Here is a 17,546-nt window from a genome sequence, read left to right on the forward strand (position 1 = left end):
GAGATGGTGATGCCGGGCGACAACGTGAAGATGACGGTGTCGCTGATCGCGCCGATCGCCATGGAAGAGGGGCTGCGTTTCGCGGTGCGTGAGGGCGGTCGTACCGTCGGCGCCGGCGTCGTCTCCAAGATCATCGAGTAAAGCACTATGGCGACCAGTCAGAAAATCCGCATTCGTCTCAAGGCGTTTGATCATCGGCTGATCGACCAGTCGGCGCGCGAGATCGTGGAGACCGCCAAGCGGACCGGGGCCCAGGTCAAGGGCCCCATCCCATTGCCTACGAAGAAAGAGCGGTATACAATCCTCATCTCGCCGCACGTCAACAAGGACGCGCGCGATCAGTACGAGATTCGGACGCACAAGCGTCTGATGGACATCGTGGACCCGACGGAGAAGACGGTTGATGCGCTCATGAAGCTCGACCTCGCCGCGGGCGTCGACGTCCAGATCAAGCTCTACTAACGCTGCTTGGGAACTACCCCGGCCCCGAGCCAGGTCTCGGTCAGCTGGGGCGGGCCCATTTGAAACACCGGGCTGCCGGGCTGTCGGATAACGTTGGCTCATGCTCCGAGCGCCGCTCGACGGCGCCCGGTAGTCTTTGTATTTCTGGAGAGGGTAACGACGATGGCAATCGGAATCGTCGGTCGTAAGTGCGGCATGACCCGTGTCTTTACCGAGGACGGGGCGTCGATCCCGGTGACGGTGGTCGAGGTGACCGCCAATCGGGTCACGCAGCTCAAGACCGAAGAGCAGGACGGTTACCGCGCGGTCCAGGTGACGACCGGGAGCCGGCGTCCCTCGCGCGTGACCAAGCCCGTCGCCGGACACGTTGCGCGCGCCGGTGTGGAAATGGGTCGCGGGCTGTGGGAGTTCCGCGTCGACGGCGAAGAGACCGTCGAGGCCGGCGGAGAGCTCGGTGTCGACCTGTTCGAGGCCGGGCAGCTCGTGGACGTCGTGGGTGTCACCAAGGGCAAGGGCTTTGCCGGTACGGTCAAGCGCCACCACTTCCGCACCCAGGACAACAGTCACGGCAACTCGAAGTCGCACCGCAAGCCGGGTTCCATCGGCCAGGCTCAGGACCCGGGGCGCGTGTTCCCGGGCAAGAAGATGTCCGGGCAGATGGGCAACGTGCGTCGCACTGCGCAGAACCTCGAGGTCGTGCGTGTCGACGGCGAGCGCGGCCTGCTGCTCATCAAGGGTGGCGTGCCGGGCAGCCGCGACGGCGACGTGATCGTGCGGCCGGCGGTCAAGGCTCACGCGAAGGGGGATAACTGATGCAGCTCCAGGTGCGTGAAGGCAGCGGCGTGGACGTCTCCGATCACGTATTCGGCGCGGATTTCCGCGAGCCGCTCGTTCATCAGGTCGTGACCGCGTACCTCGCGGGCGGCCGCTCCGGCACCAAGGCCCAGAAGGGGCGCAGCGACGTCAGCGGCGGCGGCAGCAAGCCGTGGCGGCAGAAGGGGACGGGTCGCGCGCGTGCCGGTACCATCCGCAGCCCGATCTGGCGCGGTGGCGGCAAGACCTTCGCGGCGATGCCGCGGGATTTCTCGCAGAAGGTCAACCGCAAGATGTACCGCGGCGCGCTGCGTTCCATCCTCTCCGAGCTCGCGCGCCAGGAGCGACTGGTCGTGGTCGAGAACATCGGCATCGACGAGTCGCGGACCAGGGCGGCGACCCGGCGCCTGGCCGAGCTCGGCGGCGAGGATGCGCTGCTCGTGGCGAACGAGGTCTCCCAGGACCTCTTCCTCGCCACGCGCAATCTGCCGCGGGTGGACGTCACCGACGTGACGGGCCTCAATCCCGTCAACCTGCTGCGCCACGAGCGCGTCATCATCACGGCCGACGCGGTGCGCCGTGTCGAGGAGTGGCTGGCATGAATCCGGAGCGTATCTATCAGGTGCTGCTCGGCCCGCACATCTCCGAGAAGAGCACGCTGGTCGCCGACGATGGCGAACAGGTCGTCTTCCGCGTCGCCCGCGACGCGAGCAAGCCGGAGATCCGCAAGGCCGTGGAGCAGCTCTTCGAGGTCCGCGTCCGCGACGTCCGCGTCGTGAACGTGAGCGGCAAGAACAAGGGGTTCGGGCGCATCCGCGGCCGGCGCCCGGACTGGAAGAAGGCGTACGTCGCCCTCGAGGCGGGCCAGGAGCTCGACTTCCTCGAGGCGGCGGAATAACGCGGCGGGAATACGGGACGAATTATTATGGCACTCGTCAAGGCGAAACCGAGTTCCCCGGGGCGCCGCTTCGTGGTCGAGATCCGCGACCGCGAACTGCACCGGGGGGAGCCCTACGCACCGCTGGTGCGCAAGCTCTCGAAGTCCGGCGGTCGCAACAGCCGGGGTCGGATGACCACCCGGCACCGCGGCGGTGGACACAAGCGGCGTTACCGCGTTATCGACTTCAAGCGCGACAAGGACGGCGTCGCCGCCCGTGTCGAGCGCCTGGAGTACGATCCGAATCGCAGCGCCAACCTCGCGCTGGTGCTGTATGCGGACGGTGAGCGCCGCTACATCATCGCGCCCCGCGGCGTGCGGGTCGGCCAGCAGGTCGTCTCGGGGGCCGAGGCGCCGATCAAGCCGGGCAACGCGCTGCCGCTGCGCAACATCCCGCTGGGCACCCAGGTGCACTGCGTCGAGATGCGCCCGGGCAAAGGCGCGCAGCTGGTGCGCTCCGCTGGCGCCGGCGCGCAGCTGGTCGCCCGTGAGGGCGCCTATGCGACGCTGCGCCTGCGTTCCGGCGAGATGCGCAAGATCCTGGCCGAGTGTCGCGCCACGGTCGGCGAGGTCGGTAACCAGGAGCACAGCCTGCGCTCGCTCGGCAAGGCCGGCGCCACGCGCTGGCGCGGTCGCCGGCCCACGGTCCGCGGCGTGGTCATGAACCCGGTGGATCATCCGCATGGTGGCGGTGAGGGCCGCACCTCCGGTGGCCGTCACCCGGTGACCCCGTGGGGCGTGCCCACCAAGGGTCACAAGACCCGTACGAACAAGCGCACTGACAAGTTCATCGTGCGCCGTCGCAAACGCTAACGCATAGAGGGGTGGGGATCCGTGCCACGCTCGATTCGTAAAGGCCCGTTCGTCGACGTGCACCTCCTCAAGAAGGTGCAGGCGGCGTCAGAAGCCAATAGCAAGCGCCCGATCAAGACCTGGTCGCGCCGCTCCATGATCGTTCCGGAGATGGTCGGGCTGACCATCGCCGTTCACAACGGGCGGCAGCACGTCCCGGTTCTCATCAACGAGAACATGGTCGGGCACAAGTTGGGCGAGTTCGCAGCGAGTCGCACCTATCGCGGGCACGCGGCGGACAAGAAGTCGAAGAGGTAACGCATGGAAACGGCTGCTAGGCTCCGCTACGCGATGATCTCGCCGCAGAAGGCCCGTCTGGTCGCCGACCAGGTGCGCGGCCTGCCGGTCAGTCGCGCTCTGGAGGTTCTGGAGTTCAGCCCGCAGAAGGCCGCCGGGATCGTGCGCAAGGTGCTCGATTCCGCGATCGCCAATGCGGAGCACAACGAGGGTGCGGACATCGACGAGCTGCGGGTGAGCCGTATCTTCGTGGACGAAGGTCCGATGTACAAGCGGATCCAGGCGCGCGCGAAGGGTCGCGCGACGCGGATCCTCAAGCGCACGAGCCACATCACCGTGGCCGTTGCAGAGCAGTAAGGGGGCGCCATGGGTCACAAGGTTCATCCGACCGGATTCCGACTCGGTATCACCGAGGACTGGCGTTCCATGTGGTATGCCGACAGCAAGAACTTCGGTGATTTTCTCAACACCGATCTTGCCGTGCGCAGCTACATCAAGGAGCGTCTCGCGCACGCCTCGATCAGCCGCGTGAAGATCGAGCGTCCGGCGAAGAACGCCCTGATCACGATCCACACGGCGCGGCCGGGGATCGTCATCGGCAAGAAGGGCGAGGACATCGAGGCGCTGCGCCGCCAGCTCGCGGGCATGATGGGCATCCCGGTGCACATCAATATCGAAGAGGTCCGCAAGCCGGAGCTCGACGCGCAGCTGGTCGCGGAGAACGTCGCCCAGCAGCTCGTGCGCCGGATCATGTTCCGACGCGCGATGAAGCGGGCGGTCGGCAACGCCATGCGCCTCGGTGCCCAGGGCATCAAGATCCAGGTCGGCGGCCGCCTCAACGGCGCCGAGATCGCCCGCAGCGAGTGGTACCGCGAGGGCCGCGTGCCGCTGCACACCCTGCGCGCGGACATCGACTACGGCTTCGCCGAGGCGAAGACGACCTACGGCGTGATCGGCGTGAAGGTCTGGGTGTTCAAGGGCGAGGTCCTGGACACGCACCTGACGCCGGAGTCGGGCAAGACCAAGCGCGCGGCGAGCTGACGCGAGAGGGGAATAGGACATGCTTCAGCCCAAGCGAACGAAGTTCCGCAAGCAGCAGAAGGGCCGCAACAACGGCCTGGCCGCGCGGGGTACCACGGTCGCCTTCGGCGAGTACGGCCTGAAGGCCACCACGCGTGGTCCGATCACGGCGCGTCAGATCGAGGCCGGCCGCCGGGCGATCAACCGTCACGTCAAGCGCGGCGGCAAGATCTGGATCCGGATCTTCCCGGACAAGCCGATCTCGGCGAAGCCGCTGGAGGTCCGCCAGGGCAAGGGCAAGGGCAACGTCGACCACTGGTCCGCCGTTGTCCAGCCCGGGCGCGTGATCTACGAGATCGAGGGGGTCGCCGAGGACGTTGCCCGTGAGGCGTTCCGTCGTGCCGGCGCGAAGCTCCCGGTCAAGACCACCTTTGTACATCGGACGGTGCTGTGATGAAGGTAAGCGAGCTGCGCGATAAGGACGCGAGCGCGCTGCAGCAGGAGCTGCTCGAGCGACGCAAGGAGCAGTTCAACCTGCGCATGCAGCAGGCCAGCGGCCAGCTCGGCCGCCCGGACCAGCTGGGCAAGGTGCGGCGCGACATTGCACGGATCAAGACCGTGATCAACGAGAAACAGAGGTCGAGCGAGGCGTCATGAGCGACCAGGTGAGCACCAAACGCACGGTCAATGGCCGCGTGATCAGCGCGCGGACCGACAAGACGGTGACGGTCGCCGTCGAGCGGATGGAACAGCATCCGCTGTACGGCAAGTTCGTTCGCCGGACCACCAAGCTCCGCGCGCACGACGAGTCGAACGAGTGCCGTGAGGGCGACTGGGTCGCGGTCGAGGAGTGCCGTCCGTACTCCAAGACGAAGAGCTGGCGGCTCGTGAAGGTCCTCGAGAAGGCCGCCCAGTAGCCATTACGCGGCGGCCCCGCCGGGGTCGCGTGGTTAACGCATTAGAGAGCGAGTAGGTCGCCATGATTCAGATGCAGACTCTTCTCGGTGCGGCGGACAACAGCGGGGCGCGGCAGCTGCAGTGCATCAAGGTACTGGGTGGCTCGCGGCGTCGCTACGCCGGCATCGGCGACATCATCAAGGTGAGCGTCAAGGACGCGATCCCGCGCGGTCGGGTGAAGAAGGGTGATGTCTACAGCGCGGTCGTCGTTCGTACCCGTCGCGGCGTACGTCGCGCGGACGGCTCGGTGATCCGCTTCGACGGCAATGCCGCCGTGCTGCTGAACAATAACCTGCAGCCCATCGGTACGCGCGTGTTCGGCCCGGTGACGCGCGAGCTGCGCACGGAGCAGTTTATGCGCATCATCTCGCTCGCGCCCGAGGTTCTCTAGGCAGAGGTTGTCATGCGCAAGATCAGGAAAGGTGATGAAGTGATCGTTATCGCCGGCAAGGACAAGGGCCGGCGCGGGCGGGTGCTTCGCGTGCTTCCGGAAAAGGAGCGGGTTGTCGTCGAGAACGTCAACGTCGCCAAGAAACACCAGCGCGCGAACCCGCAGGCGGGCGTGCAGGGCGGCATCGTCGACAAGGAGATGCCGCTGCACGTCTCGAACGTGGCGATCTACAACGCGAAGACCGGCAAGGCAGACCGCGTCGGCGTTCGCGTCGAGGGAGACGGTCGCAAGGTGCGCGTCTTCAAGTCCAACAACGAACAGATCGACTAGGGTGCCGCAATGGCAAGGCTGCGTGAGCTCTATCAGAAAGAGATCGCCGGAAGCCTGACCGAGCGCTTCGGCTACTCCAATCCCATGGAGGTGCCGCGGCTCGAGAAGGTGGTGATCAACATGGGCCTCGGCGAGGCGATCCGGGACAAGAAGGTCCTGGAGTCGGCGACCGAGGAACTCGCGGCGCTGACCGGCCAGCGGCCGGTGGTCACGAACGCGCGCAAGTCGGTGGCGGGTTTCAAGATCCGTGAGGGCTGGCCCATCGGCTGCAAGGTGACGCTGCGACGTGGGCGGATGTACGAGTTCCTCGACCGTTTCATCAACATCGCCTCGCCGCGAGTGCGCGACTTCCGCGGTTTCTCGCCGCGGGCGTTCGACGGCCGCGGAAATTACAACGTGGGCGTGCGCGAGCAGCTCATCTTCCCGGAGATCGAGTACGACAAGGTCGACGCGATTCGCGGGATGGACATCTCCATCGGCACCACGGCGAAGACCGACGAGGAGGGACGCGCCCTGCTCGAAGGTTTCAACTTCCCGTTCCGGAAATAGACGAGGACGGTATGGCAAAGGTTTCCATGATTGAGCGCGAGCACAAGCGCGAGCGGCTCGCCCGCAAGTACGCGGCCAAGCGCGCGGAGCTCAAGGCGATCATCAAGAGCCCGAACAGCACCGATGAGGAGCGCACCGAGGCGCAGGAGAAGCTGCAGTCCCTCCCGCGGAACTCGAGTCCCGTGCGGCAGGTCAGCCGTTGCCGCGTGACCGGTCGACCCAAGGGCGTCTACCGGAAGTTCGGCCTGTCCCGGAACCAGCTTCGCCAGGCGGCGATGCGCGGCGAGGTTCCGGGGCTGAAGCTGTCGAGCTGGTAGGCCGGCTGCGTTCAAACCAAGACTGGGTAATCAGGTGACGCGAACATGAGCATGACGGATCCCATTGCGGACATGCTGACCCGGATCCGCAACGGTCAGACCGCGGAGAAGGCGGAAGTCAGCATGCCGTCGTCCAAACTCAAGGGTGCCATTGCGCGGGTGCTCAAGGACGAGGGCTATATCGAGGATTACCGTGTGGAGGGCTCCGAGAAGAAGCCCGAGCTGGTAATCGGACTCAAGTATCACGAGGGCCGCCCGGTGATCGAGGAGATCCAGCGGGTGAGCCGGCCGGGTCTGCGCCGTTTCGAGGGCAAACGGACCCTGCCGCGCGTGCGCGGCGGGCTGGGCACGGCGATCGTGTCGACCTCCAAGGGTGTCATGACCGATCGTGCGGCCCGCGCCGCCGGGCACGGTGGTGAGATTCTTTGCGTGGTCTTTTAACGACGGGATCCAGAATCATGTCCAGAGTTGCGAAAAGTCCGGTCCAAGTCCCGTCGGGCGTCGAGGTCAGCATCGACGGACGCCATGTGGCGGTGAAGGGGCCGAAGGGCGAGCTCAACCACGAGGTTCACCCGTGGGTGACGGTCGAGCAGGCCGACGGCGTGGTGCAGTGTGCCGCGACGAGCGAGCGCCAGGAAGCCGTTGCGCTGGCGGGAACCACCCGCGCGCTGATCAACAACATGGTGATCGGCGTGAGCACGGGCTGGGAGCGTCGGCTGCAGCTGGTCGGCGTCGGCTATCGCGCCCAGGCGAAGGGCGATACGGTCAATCTCACGCTTGGTTTCTCCCACCCGGTGGACTTTCCGGTGCCGGAGGGCGTCACTGTCGAGACGCCCAGCCAGACCGAGGTCGTCGTCAAGGGCGTCGACAAACAGCTGGTCGGCCAGGTAGCGGCGAAGATCCGCGGCTTCCGGCCGCCGGAGCCGTACAAGGGTAAGGGCGTGCGCTACGCGGAGGAACGCGTGGTGCTCAAGGAAGCCAAGAAGAAGTAGGTCAGGTGAGGCGTTATGGATAAGAAGGCAGCACGGCTCCGGCGCGCGCGGCGCGCGCGGGCCAAGATTCGGGAACGCGGCGCCTACCGGCTCACCATCCACCGGACGCCGCGCCACACCTATGCACAGATCATCGCGCCGGATGCGGATCGCACGCTGGCGGCGGCCTCGACCCTCGAGAAGGGGGTCCTGGGCGATCTGACCTCGGGTGGCAATGTCGAGGCGGCGAAGGCCGTGGGCCGTGCCATCGCGGAGCGGGCGCGGGCAGCCGGCGTTGAAGAGGTCGCTTTCGACCGCGCCGGGTTCAAGTACCATGGCCGTGTCCAGGCGCTGGCGGATGCCGCGCGGGAAGCCGGTCTCAAGTTCTGATCAGGGGCAGCGTAGTAATGGCGACGAGCGACGTTAGCAACGAGGGGCTCCGCGAGAAGCTCATCGAGATCAATCGCGTGGCCAAGGTGGTGAAGGGCGGTCGTCAGTTCGGCTTCACCGCGCTCACCGTGGTCGGCGACGGCGAAGGCTCCGTCGGCTTCGGGTACGGCAAGGCACGGGAGGTGCCGCTGGCGATCCAGAAGGCGATGGAGAAGGCGCGCAAGAACATGCGCCAGGTCCATCTCAACGAGAACACCCTGCAGTACGCGATGACGGGCTGGCACGGGTCCAGCAAGGTCTACGTTCAGCCCGCCTCCGCCGGTACTGGCATCATCGCCGGCGGTGCGATGCGCGCGGTCTTCGAGGTCGTGGGCGTGCAGGACGTGCTCGCCAAGACCATCGGCTCGCGTAACCCGCTGAACGTGGTGCGTGCGACGATCAACGCGCTCACGCAGTACCAGTCGCCGGAGCTGGTTGCGCGGCGCCGCGGCAAGACCGTCGAGGAAATCCTGGGTTAATCATGGCGAACAGCAAGCAACTCAAGGTTACGCTCGTGCGCAGCACCTCCGGGCGGCTGCGTGATCACAAGGCCTGTGTCGCCGGCCTGGGGCTGCGGCGCATGCACCAGACCGTCACCGTGGGCGACACCCCGGAGAACCGGGGCATGATCCGCAAGGTCGCCTACATGCTGAAGGTAGAGGAGGCCTGAGCGATGCGACTCAACAGCATTCGGCCCGCTGACGGCAGCCGGCCCGAGGCCGACCGTGTCGGCCGTGGGCATTCCTCCGGCAACGGCAAGACCGGCGGCCGGGGCCACAAGGGACAGAAGTCGCGCAGCGGCGGCTTCCATAAGGTGGGCTTCGAGGGCGGCCAGATGCCGCTGCAGCGCCGGGTGCCGAAGGTCGGCTTCCGCTCGCGCCGCGGTCGCTATGTCGCCGAGGTCCGTCTCTCCGAACTGAAGTACGTCGAGGGCGACACCGTCGACCTCGCCGGGCTCAAGCAGGCCGGCATCGTGCCCACGCAGGCGCGTCACGCCAAGGTCATCGCCTCGGGCGAGCCCGGCGGCGCCTACACCGTGCGCGGCCTCGGGGTCACTCGCGGCGCGGTGGCGGCGATCGAGCAGGCGGGCGGCAAGGTAGAGGCTTAAATTGGCCAAGTCACCGGCAAACGCGAACGGGCTTGCGGGCCTCGGTCGGTTGACCGAGGTCCGGCAGCGTCTGGTCTTCGTGATCGTCGCGCTGGCGGTCTACCGCCTGGGTGCGCATCTGACGATTCCGGGCATCGACCAGGCCGCACTGGCCCAGATGTTCCAGCAGCAGTCCGGCACCATCCTGGACATGTTCAACATGTTCTCGGGTGGTGCCCTCAAGCGGCTGTCGATCTTCGCCCTTGGCGTCATGCCCTATATCTCCGCCTCGATCATCATGCAGCTCATGAGCATGGTGATCCCGCAGCTCGAGCAGCTGCGCAAGGAGGGTGAGCAGGGTCGGCGCCAGATCACGAAGTACACGCGTTACGGGACGCTCGCGCTGGCGACGTTCCAGGGTGTGGGCATCACGTTCGCGTTGCAGAACCAGGGTGTGGTGCTGAATCCGGGCCTGGCGTTCGTGTTCATCGGCACGGTGACACTGGTGACGGGGACGCTGTTCCTGATGTGGCTCGGTGAACAGATTACCGAGCGCGGTATCGGTAACGGCATCTCGCTGCTGATCTTCGCGGGCATCGTTGCCGGGCTGCCGCAGGCGCTCGGCGGCACGCTCGAGCTGGCAAGCACGGGTGAGCTCTCGATTCTCACGGTGCTGTTCTTCCTGGCGCTGGCGATCGCGGTGATCGCGTTCATCGTCTTCGTCGAGCGGGGTCAGCGGCGGATTACCGTGCAGTACGCGCGGCGCCAGCAGGGGCGTCGGATGTACGCGGCCCAGTCGAGCCACCTGCCGCTGAAGCTGAACATGGCCGGCGTGATCCCGCCGATCTTCGCGTCGAGCATCATCCTGTTCCCGGCGACACTGGGGCAGTGGTTCGGCCAGGGGTCGATGGGCTGGCTGCAGACCATCGGGAACATGCTCAGCCCGGGGCAGCCGCTCTACATCACCTTTTACGCGGTGGCGATCATCTTTTTCTGCTTCTTCTACACCGCGCTGGTGTTCAACGCCCGTGAGACCGCCGATAACCTCAAGCGGTCCGGTGCGTTCATCCCGGGGATCCGTCCGGGGGAGCAGACGGCCCGTTACATCGACAAGGTGATGACACGGCTCACGCTGGTCGGGGCGCTCTACATCACGGCGGTCTGCCTGATGCCGGAGTTCCTGCTGCTGTACTGGAACGTACCGTTCTACTTCGGCGGGACCTCGCTGCTGATCATCGTGGTGGTAGTGATGGACTTTATGTCCCAGGTGCAGGCGCACCTGCTCTCCCACCAGTACGAGCCGCTGATGAAGAAGGCCAATCTCAAGGCCCATGGTCGCGGTGGCGGCGGGCTGCTGGGCTAGGGCCGGATTCCGGACTCCCGTGGCCCGGACGGGCTGCGGGGGCGTTTCGTTTTTGGTACCGTTTGCCGCTTGTCGAGCGGTGATGGCTAGGATTTGCGGAGAGAGACCATGAAGGTACGCGCGTCGGTGAAGAAGATCTGCCGCAACTGCAAGGTGATCAAGCGGCGGGGTACGGTTCGCGTAATCTGCTCGGACGGCCGGCACAAGCAGCGCCAGGGCTGACCGCGGCGGTAATGAGTTGAACACTCGGTGGATTGCCCGCTATACTAGCGGGCTTTCCGCGGGCAAGGGGTATTGGGAGTAACTGCATGGCCCGTATAGCTGGCGTAAACATTCCCGCGAACAAGCACGCGTCGATCGCGCTGACGTCCATTTATGGCGTCGGGCGCACGCGGGCGCGGGCGATCTGCGAGGCGGCCGGGATCCCTGTGGATCGCCGGATCCGCGAGCTCTCCGACGAGGAGCTCGAGACGCTGCGGCAGGAGGTCGGCAAGTATGTTGTCGAGGGCGACCTGCGGCGCAGCGTGGCGATGGACATCAAACGGCTCATGGACCTGGGTTGCTACCGGGGCATCCGCCACCGGCGGGGGCTCACGGTCCGGGGGCAGCGCACGCGTACCAATGCGCGTACCCGCAAGGGTCCCCGTCGGCCGGTGACCCGTTAGGGTTCGCACAGCAGTTTAGGACTTGAGGATTCAGGACGGTCAATATGGCGAAAGCGACGAGCCGGGGACGTAAGCGCGTCAAGCGCACCGTAGTGGACGGTATCGCGCACGTGAACGCGACGTTCAACAACACAGTCATCACGATTACCGACCGGCAGGGCAACGCGCTGGCGTGGGCGAGTGCCGGGGGTAGCGGGTTTCGCGGCTCCCGCAAGAGCACGCCCTTCGCCGCGCAGGTCGCCTCCGAGCGCGCCGGCGAGGCGGCGAAGGACTATGGCCTGAAGAACCTCGAGGTCCGCGTGAAGGGCCCCGGTCCGGGGCGCGAGTCGGCGGTCCGCGCGCTGAACAACTCGGGCTACCGAATCACCAACATCTCGGACGTGACGCCCATTCCGCACAATGGTTGCCGTCCGCCGAAGAAGCGTCGCGTCTAAGGGGTAAGGTCATGGCAAGGTACACGGGACCGACATGTAAGCTGGCCCGGCGCGAGGGCACCGATCTGTCGCTGAAGAGCGGCGTGCGTCCGCTCGACAGCAAGTGCAAGCTCGATACGCCGCCCGGCCAGCACGGTCAGCGCCGTACGCGGCTGTCCGACTACGGCCTGCAGCTTCGCGAGAAGCAGAAGGTCCGCCGCATGTACGGCGTGCTGGAGAAGCAGTTCCGCAAGTACTACCGCGAGGCGGACCGGCGCAAGGGCAACACCGGTGAGAACCTGCTCCAGCTGCTGGAGTGCCGGCTCGACAACGTCGTCTATCGGATGGGCTTCGGCTCGACCCGTGCGGAGGCGCGCCAGCTGGTCGCGCACCGCGCGGTGAAGATCAACGACCGCGTGACCAACGTGGCCTCGGCCCAGGTCAAACCGGGCGATGTGGTCTCCCTCAAGGAGAAGGCCAGCAAGCAGGTGCGGGTGCAGGCGGCGCTGGAGATGGCGCAGCAGGCCGGATTCCCGCAGTGGGTCGATGTCGACACGAATCAGTGCACCGGGACCTTCAAACAGGTGCCGGACCGCTCGGACCTCTCTCAGGAGATCAACGAGCATCTGATCATCGAGTTGTACTCGAAGTAAGGTCCCGAGGCGGGCGGAACAAGCGAGAGGTCTAGCCTCATGCAGGGTCAGTTCAAGGACTATCTCAAACCGCGGGTGGTCGACGTCGAGACGCTCAGCGACCGGCGCGCGAAGGTCGCGCTGGAACCGCTGGAGCGCGGCTTCGGGCACACCCTGGGCAATGCGTTGCGCCGGGTGCTGCTGTCGTCCATGCCGGGGTACGCGGTGACGGAGGTGGAGATCGAGGGCGTTCTCCACGAGTACACCGCAATCGAGGGCGTGCACGAAGACGTCGTGGACGTCCTGCTCAACCTCAAGAAGCTCGCCGTGCGGCTGCATGCCCGCGACGAGGCGACGCTCCGGCTGTCGAAGGCCGGTCCGGGGACCGTCACCGCGGGTGACATCGAGGCCTCCCACGACGTGGAGGTCAAGAACCCGGACCTGGTCATCGCGACGCTGACGAAGGAGACGTCGTTCGAGGCGACGATCAAGATCGAGCGCGGCCGTGGCTACGAGCCGGCGACCGCTCGTGAGCGCGATGAGGAGCGCACGATCGGCCGGCTGCAGCTCGACGCGACCTACAGCCCGGTCCTCAGGGTCGCCTATAACGTCGAGAGCGCCCGTGTCGAGCAGCGTACCGATCTGGACAAGCTCGTCATGGACATCGAGACCAACGGCGTTCTCGAGCCGGAGGAGGCGGTGCGCTTCGCGGCGGGCCTGCTGCGTGACCAGCTCGCGGTGTTCGTCGATCTCGAGGGGGGCGAGGACAGCGCCGAACCTGAGCGTGAGGAGCCGGAGGTGGATCCGGTGCTCCTGCGCCCGATCGACGACCTGGAGCTCACGGTGCGGTCGGCTAACTGCCTCAAGGCCGAGAGCATTCACTACGTCGGCGATCTGGTCCAGAAGACCGAGGTGGAACTGCTCAAGACGCCGAATCTCGGCAAGAAGTCGCTCAACGAGATCAAGGAAGTCCTCGCGCAGCACGGGCTGCAGCTCGGCATGCGCCTGGACAACTGGCCGCCGGCCGGGTTCGACGACGCGAACCGCGCGCTCGGCTGAGCACCGCAGGATTGAAGGAAGACAGACATGCGTCATCGTAAATCCGGACGAAAGTTCAATCGCAACAGCAGCCATCGTCGCGCGATGTTCCGTAATATGGCGGCGTCGCTGTTCCATCACGAGGCGATCCGCACCACGCTGCCCAAGGCGAAGGAGCTTCGAGGGGTGGCAGAGCCGCTGATCACCCTCGCGAAGGAGGACTCGGTGGCGAATCGTCGTCTCGCGTTCTCGCGGTTGCGTGACAAACAGGCGGTGGACAAGCTCTTCAGTGAGCTCGGTCCGCGCTACCAGCAGCGCCCCGGTGGCTACCTGCGGGTGCTGAAGGCCGGTTTCCGGGCCGGCGACAATGCGCCCATGGCGCTTGTCGAGCTGGTGGACCGTCCCGTTGACCTCGAGGCGGAGGCCGACGAGGCGGACGAGGACTAAGACGGTGGGCCGTTCAGGCCGATCGGACCGGACGAGCGCATCGCGCCGTCCGGTTTTTTTATGGGCGAATGCCACGGGGTGACGGCCATGATCCTTTTGTATACGGATTTCGGGCTGGAGGGCCCCTATGTCGGACTGCTACACCGGGTGATAGCCGGCCGCGTCGCGGCGACCCCGATCGTTGACCTGATGCACGACGCGCCTCGTTTCCGGCCGCGGGAGGCGGGTCTCCTGCTGGACGCACTGGCGCCCGGGCTGCCAAGGCGCTGCATTGTCGTGGCGGTCGTCGACCCGGGTGTCGGGAGCAGCCGCGAGGCGCTGGTCGCGCGGGTCGCGGACCGGTGGTACGTCGGCCCGGACAATGGCCTGCTGGCGCCACTGCTCCGGGGCGACGACGCGCGGGCGTGGCGGCTGCCGGCGGTAGGCGGCGCGTCGCCGAGTTTTCATGGACGGGACGTGTTCGCGCCTGCCGCGGCGAGCCTTGCCGTGGGGCGTTTTCCCGCCGGAGTGCGGGCGGTGGACGACTGGGTCGACCGTGATGGGCCTGCCGGGGAGGACCGGGTGGTCTACATCGACGGCTTCGGCAATGCGATGACCGGGCGCCGCGCCGACAGTGTTCCGCCGGGTAGGGCGCCGGTTCTTGCGGGGCAGGCACTGCCCCGGGCGCGGACGTTCTCGGACCGTGAGGTGGGCGAGGCGTTCTGGTACGAGAACGCATTCGGGCTGGTCGAGATTGCGGTCAACCAGGGCAGCGCGGCGGCAGCGCTGGGGCTGGCCGTGGGTGACCCGGTGACGTTCGCCGCGGAATAGCGGCAGGAGGCAAGCGATGCGGATCAAGGTGGATATTGACGTCACGCCGGAGGAGGCCAGGCGTTTCTTCGGCCTGCCCGACGTCTCCCCGCTCCACGAGGAGGTGGTGGAGTCGGTGCGCAAGCGCATGCACGAGGGCTGGGAGGGGTACGACCCGGCAAGCATGCTGCGGGCCTGGTCGCAGTCGGAATTCCCCGGGCTCGAGCCCTTCCAGCGCGCGTTCTGGGAGGCGCTGCGCGACGCCGGCGGAGGGGGCCGCAAGGGCGACTAGCGGCGCGGGTACGGCGCATCTGGTACAATGCGTGCCCGATCGTACGGCGGTACCCGCCGTTGGCCTCATTTCCCCAGGCAATCTAGGAGATCCTCCATGAAAGCACCTGTACGCGTTGCGGTGACCGGTGCCGCCGGGCAGATCGGCTACAGCCTGCTGTTCCGTATCGCCGCCGGCGATATGCTCGGCCCGGATCAGCCGGTCATCCTCCAGTTGCTCGAGATTACGCCGGCGCTCGATGCGCTCAACGGCGTCGCCATGGAGCTGGAGGACTGCGCGTTCCCGCTGGTCGCAGGCATCACCATGAGCGACAAGGGCGAGGAGGCGTTCAAGGACGCCGACTATGCGCTGCTCGTTGGTGCCAAGCCGCGCGGCCCGGGCATGGAGCGCAAGGACCTGCTCGAGGCGAATGCCTCCATCTTCTCGGCCCAGGGCAAGGCGCTGAACGACGTTGCCAGCCGCGACGTGCGCGTGCTCGTGGTCGGCAATCCGGCGAACACCAACGCCCTCATCGCGCAGCGCAACGCGCCGGACCTCGATCCGGGCCGCTTCACCGCGATGATGCGCCTCGACCACAACCGTGCGCTGGCGCAGCTTGCCAACCGCACCGGCTGCCACACCACCGACATCCGTAACATGGTGGTCTGGGGCAATCACTCGGCGACCCAGTATCCGGACATCAACCACGCCAGCGTCTCCGGCCAGCCGGCGCGGGACCTGGTCGAGCAGCAGTGGCTTGTGGACGAGTTCATCCCGACGGTGCAGCAGCGCGGCGCCGCGATCATCAAGGCGCGCGGTCAGTCCAGTGCGGCCTCGGCGGCGAGTGCGGCGATTGACCACATGCGGGACTGGACGCTCGGCACGCCGGAGGGCGACTGGGTCAGCATGGCGATCCCGTCGGACGGCAGCTACGGCATTGCGGAGGGCATCATCTATTCCTTCCCGTGCCGCGTGAGCAATGGCCAGTACAGCATCGTCGAGGGGCTCGACATCGACGACTTCTCCCGGGAGCGCATGGCAGCGACCGAGCAGGAGCTCGTCGAGGAGCGCGACGCCGTCGCCCATCTGCTGCCCTGAGGCAGCGGCCGACGAGCCAGCATCGACAGGGGCGCCCGCACGGCGCCCCTGTTTTTTTGTGCGGACGTCGGCATCGGCGCACCTTCGCTCCCTTTGCTATCCTTGCCGCCCAGTTGCCCACACCGGCCCTTCTGAGGAAAACGACCCATGCACTCATCGGTGACCGTCATCGATCATCCCCTGGTGCAGCACAAGCTCACCGTTCTGCGCGACCGCGACACCTCCACCGCGAAATTCCGCGACGTCCTCCGCGAGCTCTCGACACTGCTCGCCTACGAGGTCACCCGTGACCTCCCGCTGACCACCCGATCGGTGGATACGCCGCTGGCGCACATGGCGGAGGCCCCGACCCTCGAGGGCAAGAAGCTCTGCTTCGTGTCCATCCTGCGCGCCGGAAACGGCCTGCTGGAGGGAATGCTCGAGCTCATCCCCACCGCACGGGTGGGTCACGTCGGGCTCTACCGCGATCACAAGACCCTTCAGCCGGTGGAGTACTATTACAAGATGCCCGCCGCCATCGATGAACGGCGCATCGTGGTCGTCGATCCGATGCTCGCCACCGGCCACTCGGCGGCCGCGGCGGTGTCACGGATCAAGCAGGACGGCGCCCGGGACATCCGCTTCCTGTGTCTGGTGGCCTCGCCGGAGGGGGTGGCGACTTTCCAGGAGACGCATCCGGACGTCCCCGTCTACACGGCAGTGGTCGACGAAGGCCTCAATGAGAAGGCCTATATCGTCCCCGGCCTGGGGGACGCCGGGGACCGCATGTACGGGACGAAATAGGCGCGCGGCGCGGCCGTCGCCGCCGGAGGAGGACCCACCCATGAAGCTCTACACCTCGCCCACCTCGCCCTACGCCCGTCTGGTGCGGACGGTGCTGCTGGAGAAGCAGCTGGACTCGCGGGTCACCCCGGTATGGGTGAACCCGTGGGAGAGCCCGGAGGCGCTGCTGGCGGTCTCGCCGTTCTCGCGGGTCCCGGTACTGGAGGATGAGGAGGGTGTCTGCCTCACCGAGAGCGCGATCATCGCGCTCTACCTGGAGCGCCGCTTCCCGGAGCCGCGCCTGATGCCTCTCGACCGTGTCGAGGAGGTCCATCGCAAGCTGGGGCTGGCCCAGGGGCTGATCGACTCGGCTGTGGGGATCGTTGTCCATCGCCGTTTCCGGGACGGTGACGACAGCGATCCGGTGATCCAGCGTCGCCATGATGCCCTGGTGCGCGGGGTTGCCGTGCTCGACGGGGTCGTCCGGCCCGTCGTGGACCGCCCCGACATGGGCAGCCTCGCCGTGGCGGTGGCACTGGAGTTCCTCGACTTCCGCCTGCCGGACTTCGACTGGCGAGGGATTGCCAGCGAGTTGCCGAGCTGGCTCGGTGTGATCGCCTCGCGGCCCTCGCTCGTCGCGACGCAGCCGGGTATCGAGCAGCCGCCGTTCTAAGCTGCCGGGGCCGGCACGTCCGGCTCCGGCCTTGCCGGGCAGT

Annotated in this window: 33 protein-coding genes and 1 pseudogene; all 34 read left to right on the forward strand. The window is 66.7% G+C overall.

The annotated features are described in order from the left end of the window. Positions 1–141, forward strand: a pseudogene (gene tuf, locus ACEZHJ_RS11695) (elongation factor Tu); the annotation flags it as partial. Between the two features lie 6 nt (positions 142–147). Continuing rightward, entirely contained in the window at positions 148–462 is a 315-nt protein-coding gene (rpsJ, locus tag ACEZHJ_RS11700) for a 30S ribosomal protein S10 (protein ID WP_018718895.1), read from the forward strand. Between the two features lie 162 nt (positions 463–624). After that, on the forward strand, positions 625–1,275 hold the full coding sequence (gene rplC, locus ACEZHJ_RS11705) for a 50S ribosomal protein L3 (RefSeq protein ID WP_375036521.1): 651 nt from the start codon (positions 625–627) through the stop codon (positions 1,273–1,275). Continuing rightward, positions 1,275–1,877, forward strand: coding sequence for a 50S ribosomal protein L4 (rplD, locus tag ACEZHJ_RS11710; protein WP_163139969.1), 603 nt, complete (start codon positions 1,275–1,277; stop codon positions 1,875–1,877). Before rplC ends, rplD begins: the two co-directional genes overlap by 1 nt. Beyond that, positions 1,874–2,173 (forward strand): 50S ribosomal protein L23, encoded by a 300-nt coding sequence (gene rplW, locus ACEZHJ_RS11715; RefSeq protein WP_163139971.1) that lies wholly within the window; start codon positions 1,874–1,876, stop codon positions 2,171–2,173. Before rplD ends, rplW begins: the two co-directional genes overlap by 4 nt. 27 nt (positions 2,174–2,200) lie before the next feature. After that, positions 2,201–3,025 (forward strand): 50S ribosomal protein L2, encoded by an 825-nt coding sequence (rplB, locus tag ACEZHJ_RS11720; RefSeq protein ID WP_163139973.1) that lies wholly within the window; start codon positions 2,201–2,203, stop codon positions 3,023–3,025. A gap of 21 nt (positions 3,026–3,046) precedes the next feature. After that, positions 3,047–3,322 carry a 30S ribosomal protein S19 gene (rpsS, locus tag ACEZHJ_RS11725; protein ID WP_026321182.1) on the forward strand — a complete coding sequence of 92 codons (276 nt, stop codon included), beginning with the start codon at positions 3,047–3,049 and terminating at the stop codon, positions 3,320–3,322. 3 nt (positions 3,323–3,325) lie between these two features. Further along, positions 3,326–3,658, forward strand: a complete 333-nt coding sequence (rplV, locus tag ACEZHJ_RS11730; RefSeq protein ID WP_026321181.1) for a 50S ribosomal protein L22 — start codon at positions 3,326–3,328, stop codon at positions 3,656–3,658. 9 nt (positions 3,659–3,667) lie between these two features. Then, positions 3,668–4,342 (forward strand): 30S ribosomal protein S3, encoded by a 675-nt coding sequence (gene rpsC / locus ACEZHJ_RS11735; RefSeq protein WP_163139975.1) that lies wholly within the window; start codon positions 3,668–3,670, stop codon positions 4,340–4,342. Positions 4,343–4,361: 19 nt separating this feature from the next. Beyond that, positions 4,362–4,775: a 50S ribosomal protein L16 gene (gene rplP / locus ACEZHJ_RS11740; RefSeq protein WP_018718887.1), complete on the forward strand. Its 414-nt coding sequence runs from the start codon at positions 4,362–4,364 to the stop codon at positions 4,773–4,775. Then, positions 4,775–4,978: a 50S ribosomal protein L29 gene (rpmC, locus tag ACEZHJ_RS11745; RefSeq protein WP_018718886.1), complete on the forward strand. Its 204-nt coding sequence runs from the start codon at positions 4,775–4,777 to the stop codon at positions 4,976–4,978. The genes rplP and rpmC overlap by 1 nt, the downstream gene beginning before the upstream one ends. Further along, positions 4,975–5,238 (forward strand): 30S ribosomal protein S17, encoded by a 264-nt coding sequence (rpsQ, locus tag ACEZHJ_RS11750; protein WP_163139977.1) that lies wholly within the window; start codon positions 4,975–4,977, stop codon positions 5,236–5,238. The genes rpmC and rpsQ overlap by 4 nt, the downstream gene beginning before the upstream one ends. Before the next feature lie 62 nt (positions 5,239–5,300). Next, a complete protein-coding gene (gene rplN / locus ACEZHJ_RS11755) occupies positions 5,301–5,669 on the forward strand; it encodes a 50S ribosomal protein L14 (protein ID WP_018718884.1) in 369 nt (122 codons plus the stop codon). Between the two features lie 12 nt (positions 5,670–5,681). Then, positions 5,682–5,999, forward strand: coding sequence for a 50S ribosomal protein L24 (gene rplX, locus ACEZHJ_RS11760; protein WP_163139979.1), 318 nt, complete (start codon positions 5,682–5,684; stop codon positions 5,997–5,999). Positions 6,000–6,008: 9 nt separating this feature from the next. Further along, positions 6,009–6,548 (forward strand): 50S ribosomal protein L5, encoded by a 540-nt coding sequence (gene rplE / locus ACEZHJ_RS11765; RefSeq protein ID WP_163139981.1) that lies wholly within the window; start codon positions 6,009–6,011, stop codon positions 6,546–6,548. 11 nt (positions 6,549–6,559) lie between these two features. After that, positions 6,560–6,865 (forward strand): 30S ribosomal protein S14, encoded by a 306-nt coding sequence (gene rpsN, locus ACEZHJ_RS11770; RefSeq protein ID WP_026321179.1) that lies wholly within the window; start codon positions 6,560–6,562, stop codon positions 6,863–6,865. Positions 6,866–6,910: 45 nt separating this feature from the next. Then, positions 6,911–7,306, forward strand: coding sequence for a 30S ribosomal protein S8 (gene rpsH, locus ACEZHJ_RS11775; RefSeq protein WP_018718880.1), 396 nt, complete (start codon positions 6,911–6,913; stop codon positions 7,304–7,306). A gap of 17 nt (positions 7,307–7,323) precedes the next feature. Then, complete coding sequence (gene rplF / locus ACEZHJ_RS11780) at positions 7,324–7,857, forward strand: 50S ribosomal protein L6 (protein WP_026321178.1); 534 nt, start codon at positions 7,324–7,326, stop codon at positions 7,855–7,857. 15 nt (positions 7,858–7,872) lie between these two features. Beyond that, entirely contained in the window at positions 7,873–8,226 is a 354-nt protein-coding gene (rplR, locus tag ACEZHJ_RS11785) for a 50S ribosomal protein L18 (RefSeq protein WP_018718878.1), read from the forward strand. A 17-nt stretch (positions 8,227–8,243) separates the two neighbouring features. Beyond that, on the forward strand, positions 8,244–8,744 hold the full coding sequence (rpsE, locus tag ACEZHJ_RS11790) for a 30S ribosomal protein S5 (protein ID WP_018718877.1): 501 nt from the start codon (positions 8,244–8,246) through the stop codon (positions 8,742–8,744). 2 nt (positions 8,745–8,746) lie between these two features. Then, positions 8,747–8,935 (forward strand): 50S ribosomal protein L30, encoded by a 189-nt coding sequence (gene rpmD / locus ACEZHJ_RS11795; protein WP_018718876.1) that lies wholly within the window; start codon positions 8,747–8,749, stop codon positions 8,933–8,935. Positions 8,936–8,938: 3 nt separating this feature from the next. Then, positions 8,939–9,373, forward strand: coding sequence for a 50S ribosomal protein L15 (gene rplO, locus ACEZHJ_RS11800; RefSeq protein ID WP_018718875.1), 435 nt, complete (start codon positions 8,939–8,941; stop codon positions 9,371–9,373). A 1-nt stretch (position 9,374) separates the two neighbouring features. After that, positions 9,375–10,715 carry a preprotein translocase subunit SecY gene (secY, locus tag ACEZHJ_RS11805; RefSeq protein ID WP_026321177.1) on the forward strand — a complete coding sequence of 447 codons (1,341 nt, stop codon included), beginning with the start codon at positions 9,375–9,377 and terminating at the stop codon, positions 10,713–10,715. Between the two features lie 108 nt (positions 10,716–10,823). After that, complete coding sequence (gene rpmJ, locus ACEZHJ_RS11810; protein ID WP_018718873.1) at positions 10,824–10,937, forward strand: 50S ribosomal protein L36; 114 nt, start codon at positions 10,824–10,826, stop codon at positions 10,935–10,937. Positions 10,938–11,023: 86 nt separating this feature from the next. Then, positions 11,024–11,380, forward strand: coding sequence for a 30S ribosomal protein S13 (rpsM, locus tag ACEZHJ_RS11815; RefSeq protein WP_018718872.1), 357 nt, complete (start codon positions 11,024–11,026; stop codon positions 11,378–11,380). Positions 11,381–11,424: 44 nt separating this feature from the next. Further along, positions 11,425–11,814: a 30S ribosomal protein S11 gene (rpsK, locus tag ACEZHJ_RS11820; protein ID WP_018718871.1), complete on the forward strand. Its 390-nt coding sequence runs from the start codon at positions 11,425–11,427 to the stop codon at positions 11,812–11,814. 11 nt (positions 11,815–11,825) lie between these two features. Next, positions 11,826–12,446 (forward strand): 30S ribosomal protein S4, encoded by a 621-nt coding sequence (rpsD, locus tag ACEZHJ_RS11825; RefSeq protein WP_018718870.1) that lies wholly within the window; start codon positions 11,826–11,828, stop codon positions 12,444–12,446. Between the two features lie 39 nt (positions 12,447–12,485). Then, positions 12,486–13,484: a DNA-directed RNA polymerase subunit alpha gene (locus ACEZHJ_RS11830; RefSeq protein ID WP_375036522.1), complete on the forward strand. Its 999-nt coding sequence runs from the start codon at positions 12,486–12,488 to the stop codon at positions 13,482–13,484. 27 nt (positions 13,485–13,511) lie between these two features. Beyond that, positions 13,512–13,910: a 50S ribosomal protein L17 gene (gene rplQ / locus ACEZHJ_RS11835; RefSeq protein WP_163139985.1), complete on the forward strand. Its 399-nt coding sequence runs from the start codon at positions 13,512–13,514 to the stop codon at positions 13,908–13,910. Positions 13,911–13,997: 87 nt separating this feature from the next. Continuing rightward, on the forward strand, positions 13,998–14,720 hold the full coding sequence (locus ACEZHJ_RS11840; RefSeq protein WP_375036523.1) for an S-adenosyl-l-methionine hydroxide adenosyltransferase family protein: 723 nt from the start codon (positions 13,998–14,000) through the stop codon (positions 14,718–14,720). 16 nt (positions 14,721–14,736) lie between these two features. Beyond that, the gene (locus ACEZHJ_RS11845; RefSeq protein WP_163139989.1) at positions 14,737–14,991 is read left to right on the forward strand and encodes a DUF6489 family protein; all 255 of its coding nucleotides are present in this window, start codon (positions 14,737–14,739) and stop codon (positions 14,989–14,991) included. A gap of 96 nt (positions 14,992–15,087) precedes the next feature. Continuing rightward, a complete protein-coding gene (locus ACEZHJ_RS11850; RefSeq protein WP_375036524.1) occupies positions 15,088–16,068 on the forward strand; it encodes a malate dehydrogenase in 981 nt (326 codons plus the stop codon). 147 nt (positions 16,069–16,215) lie between these two features. Further along, positions 16,216–16,851 (forward strand): uracil phosphoribosyltransferase, encoded by a 636-nt coding sequence (gene upp, locus ACEZHJ_RS11855; protein ID WP_163139993.1) that lies wholly within the window; start codon positions 16,216–16,218, stop codon positions 16,849–16,851. Between the two features lie 40 nt (positions 16,852–16,891). Continuing rightward, positions 16,892–17,503 carry a glutathione S-transferase family protein gene (locus ACEZHJ_RS11860; protein ID WP_259201742.1) on the forward strand — a complete coding sequence of 204 codons (612 nt, stop codon included), beginning with the start codon at positions 16,892–16,894 and terminating at the stop codon, positions 17,501–17,503. The last annotated feature ends 43 nt before the right edge of the window (positions 17,504–17,546 follow it).

The sequence above is a fragment of the Arhodomonas sp. KWT2 genome (assembly GCF_041949875.1).
Taxonomy (GTDB): domain Bacteria; phylum Pseudomonadota; class Gammaproteobacteria; order Nitrococcales; family Nitrococcaceae; genus Arhodomonas; species Arhodomonas aquaeolei.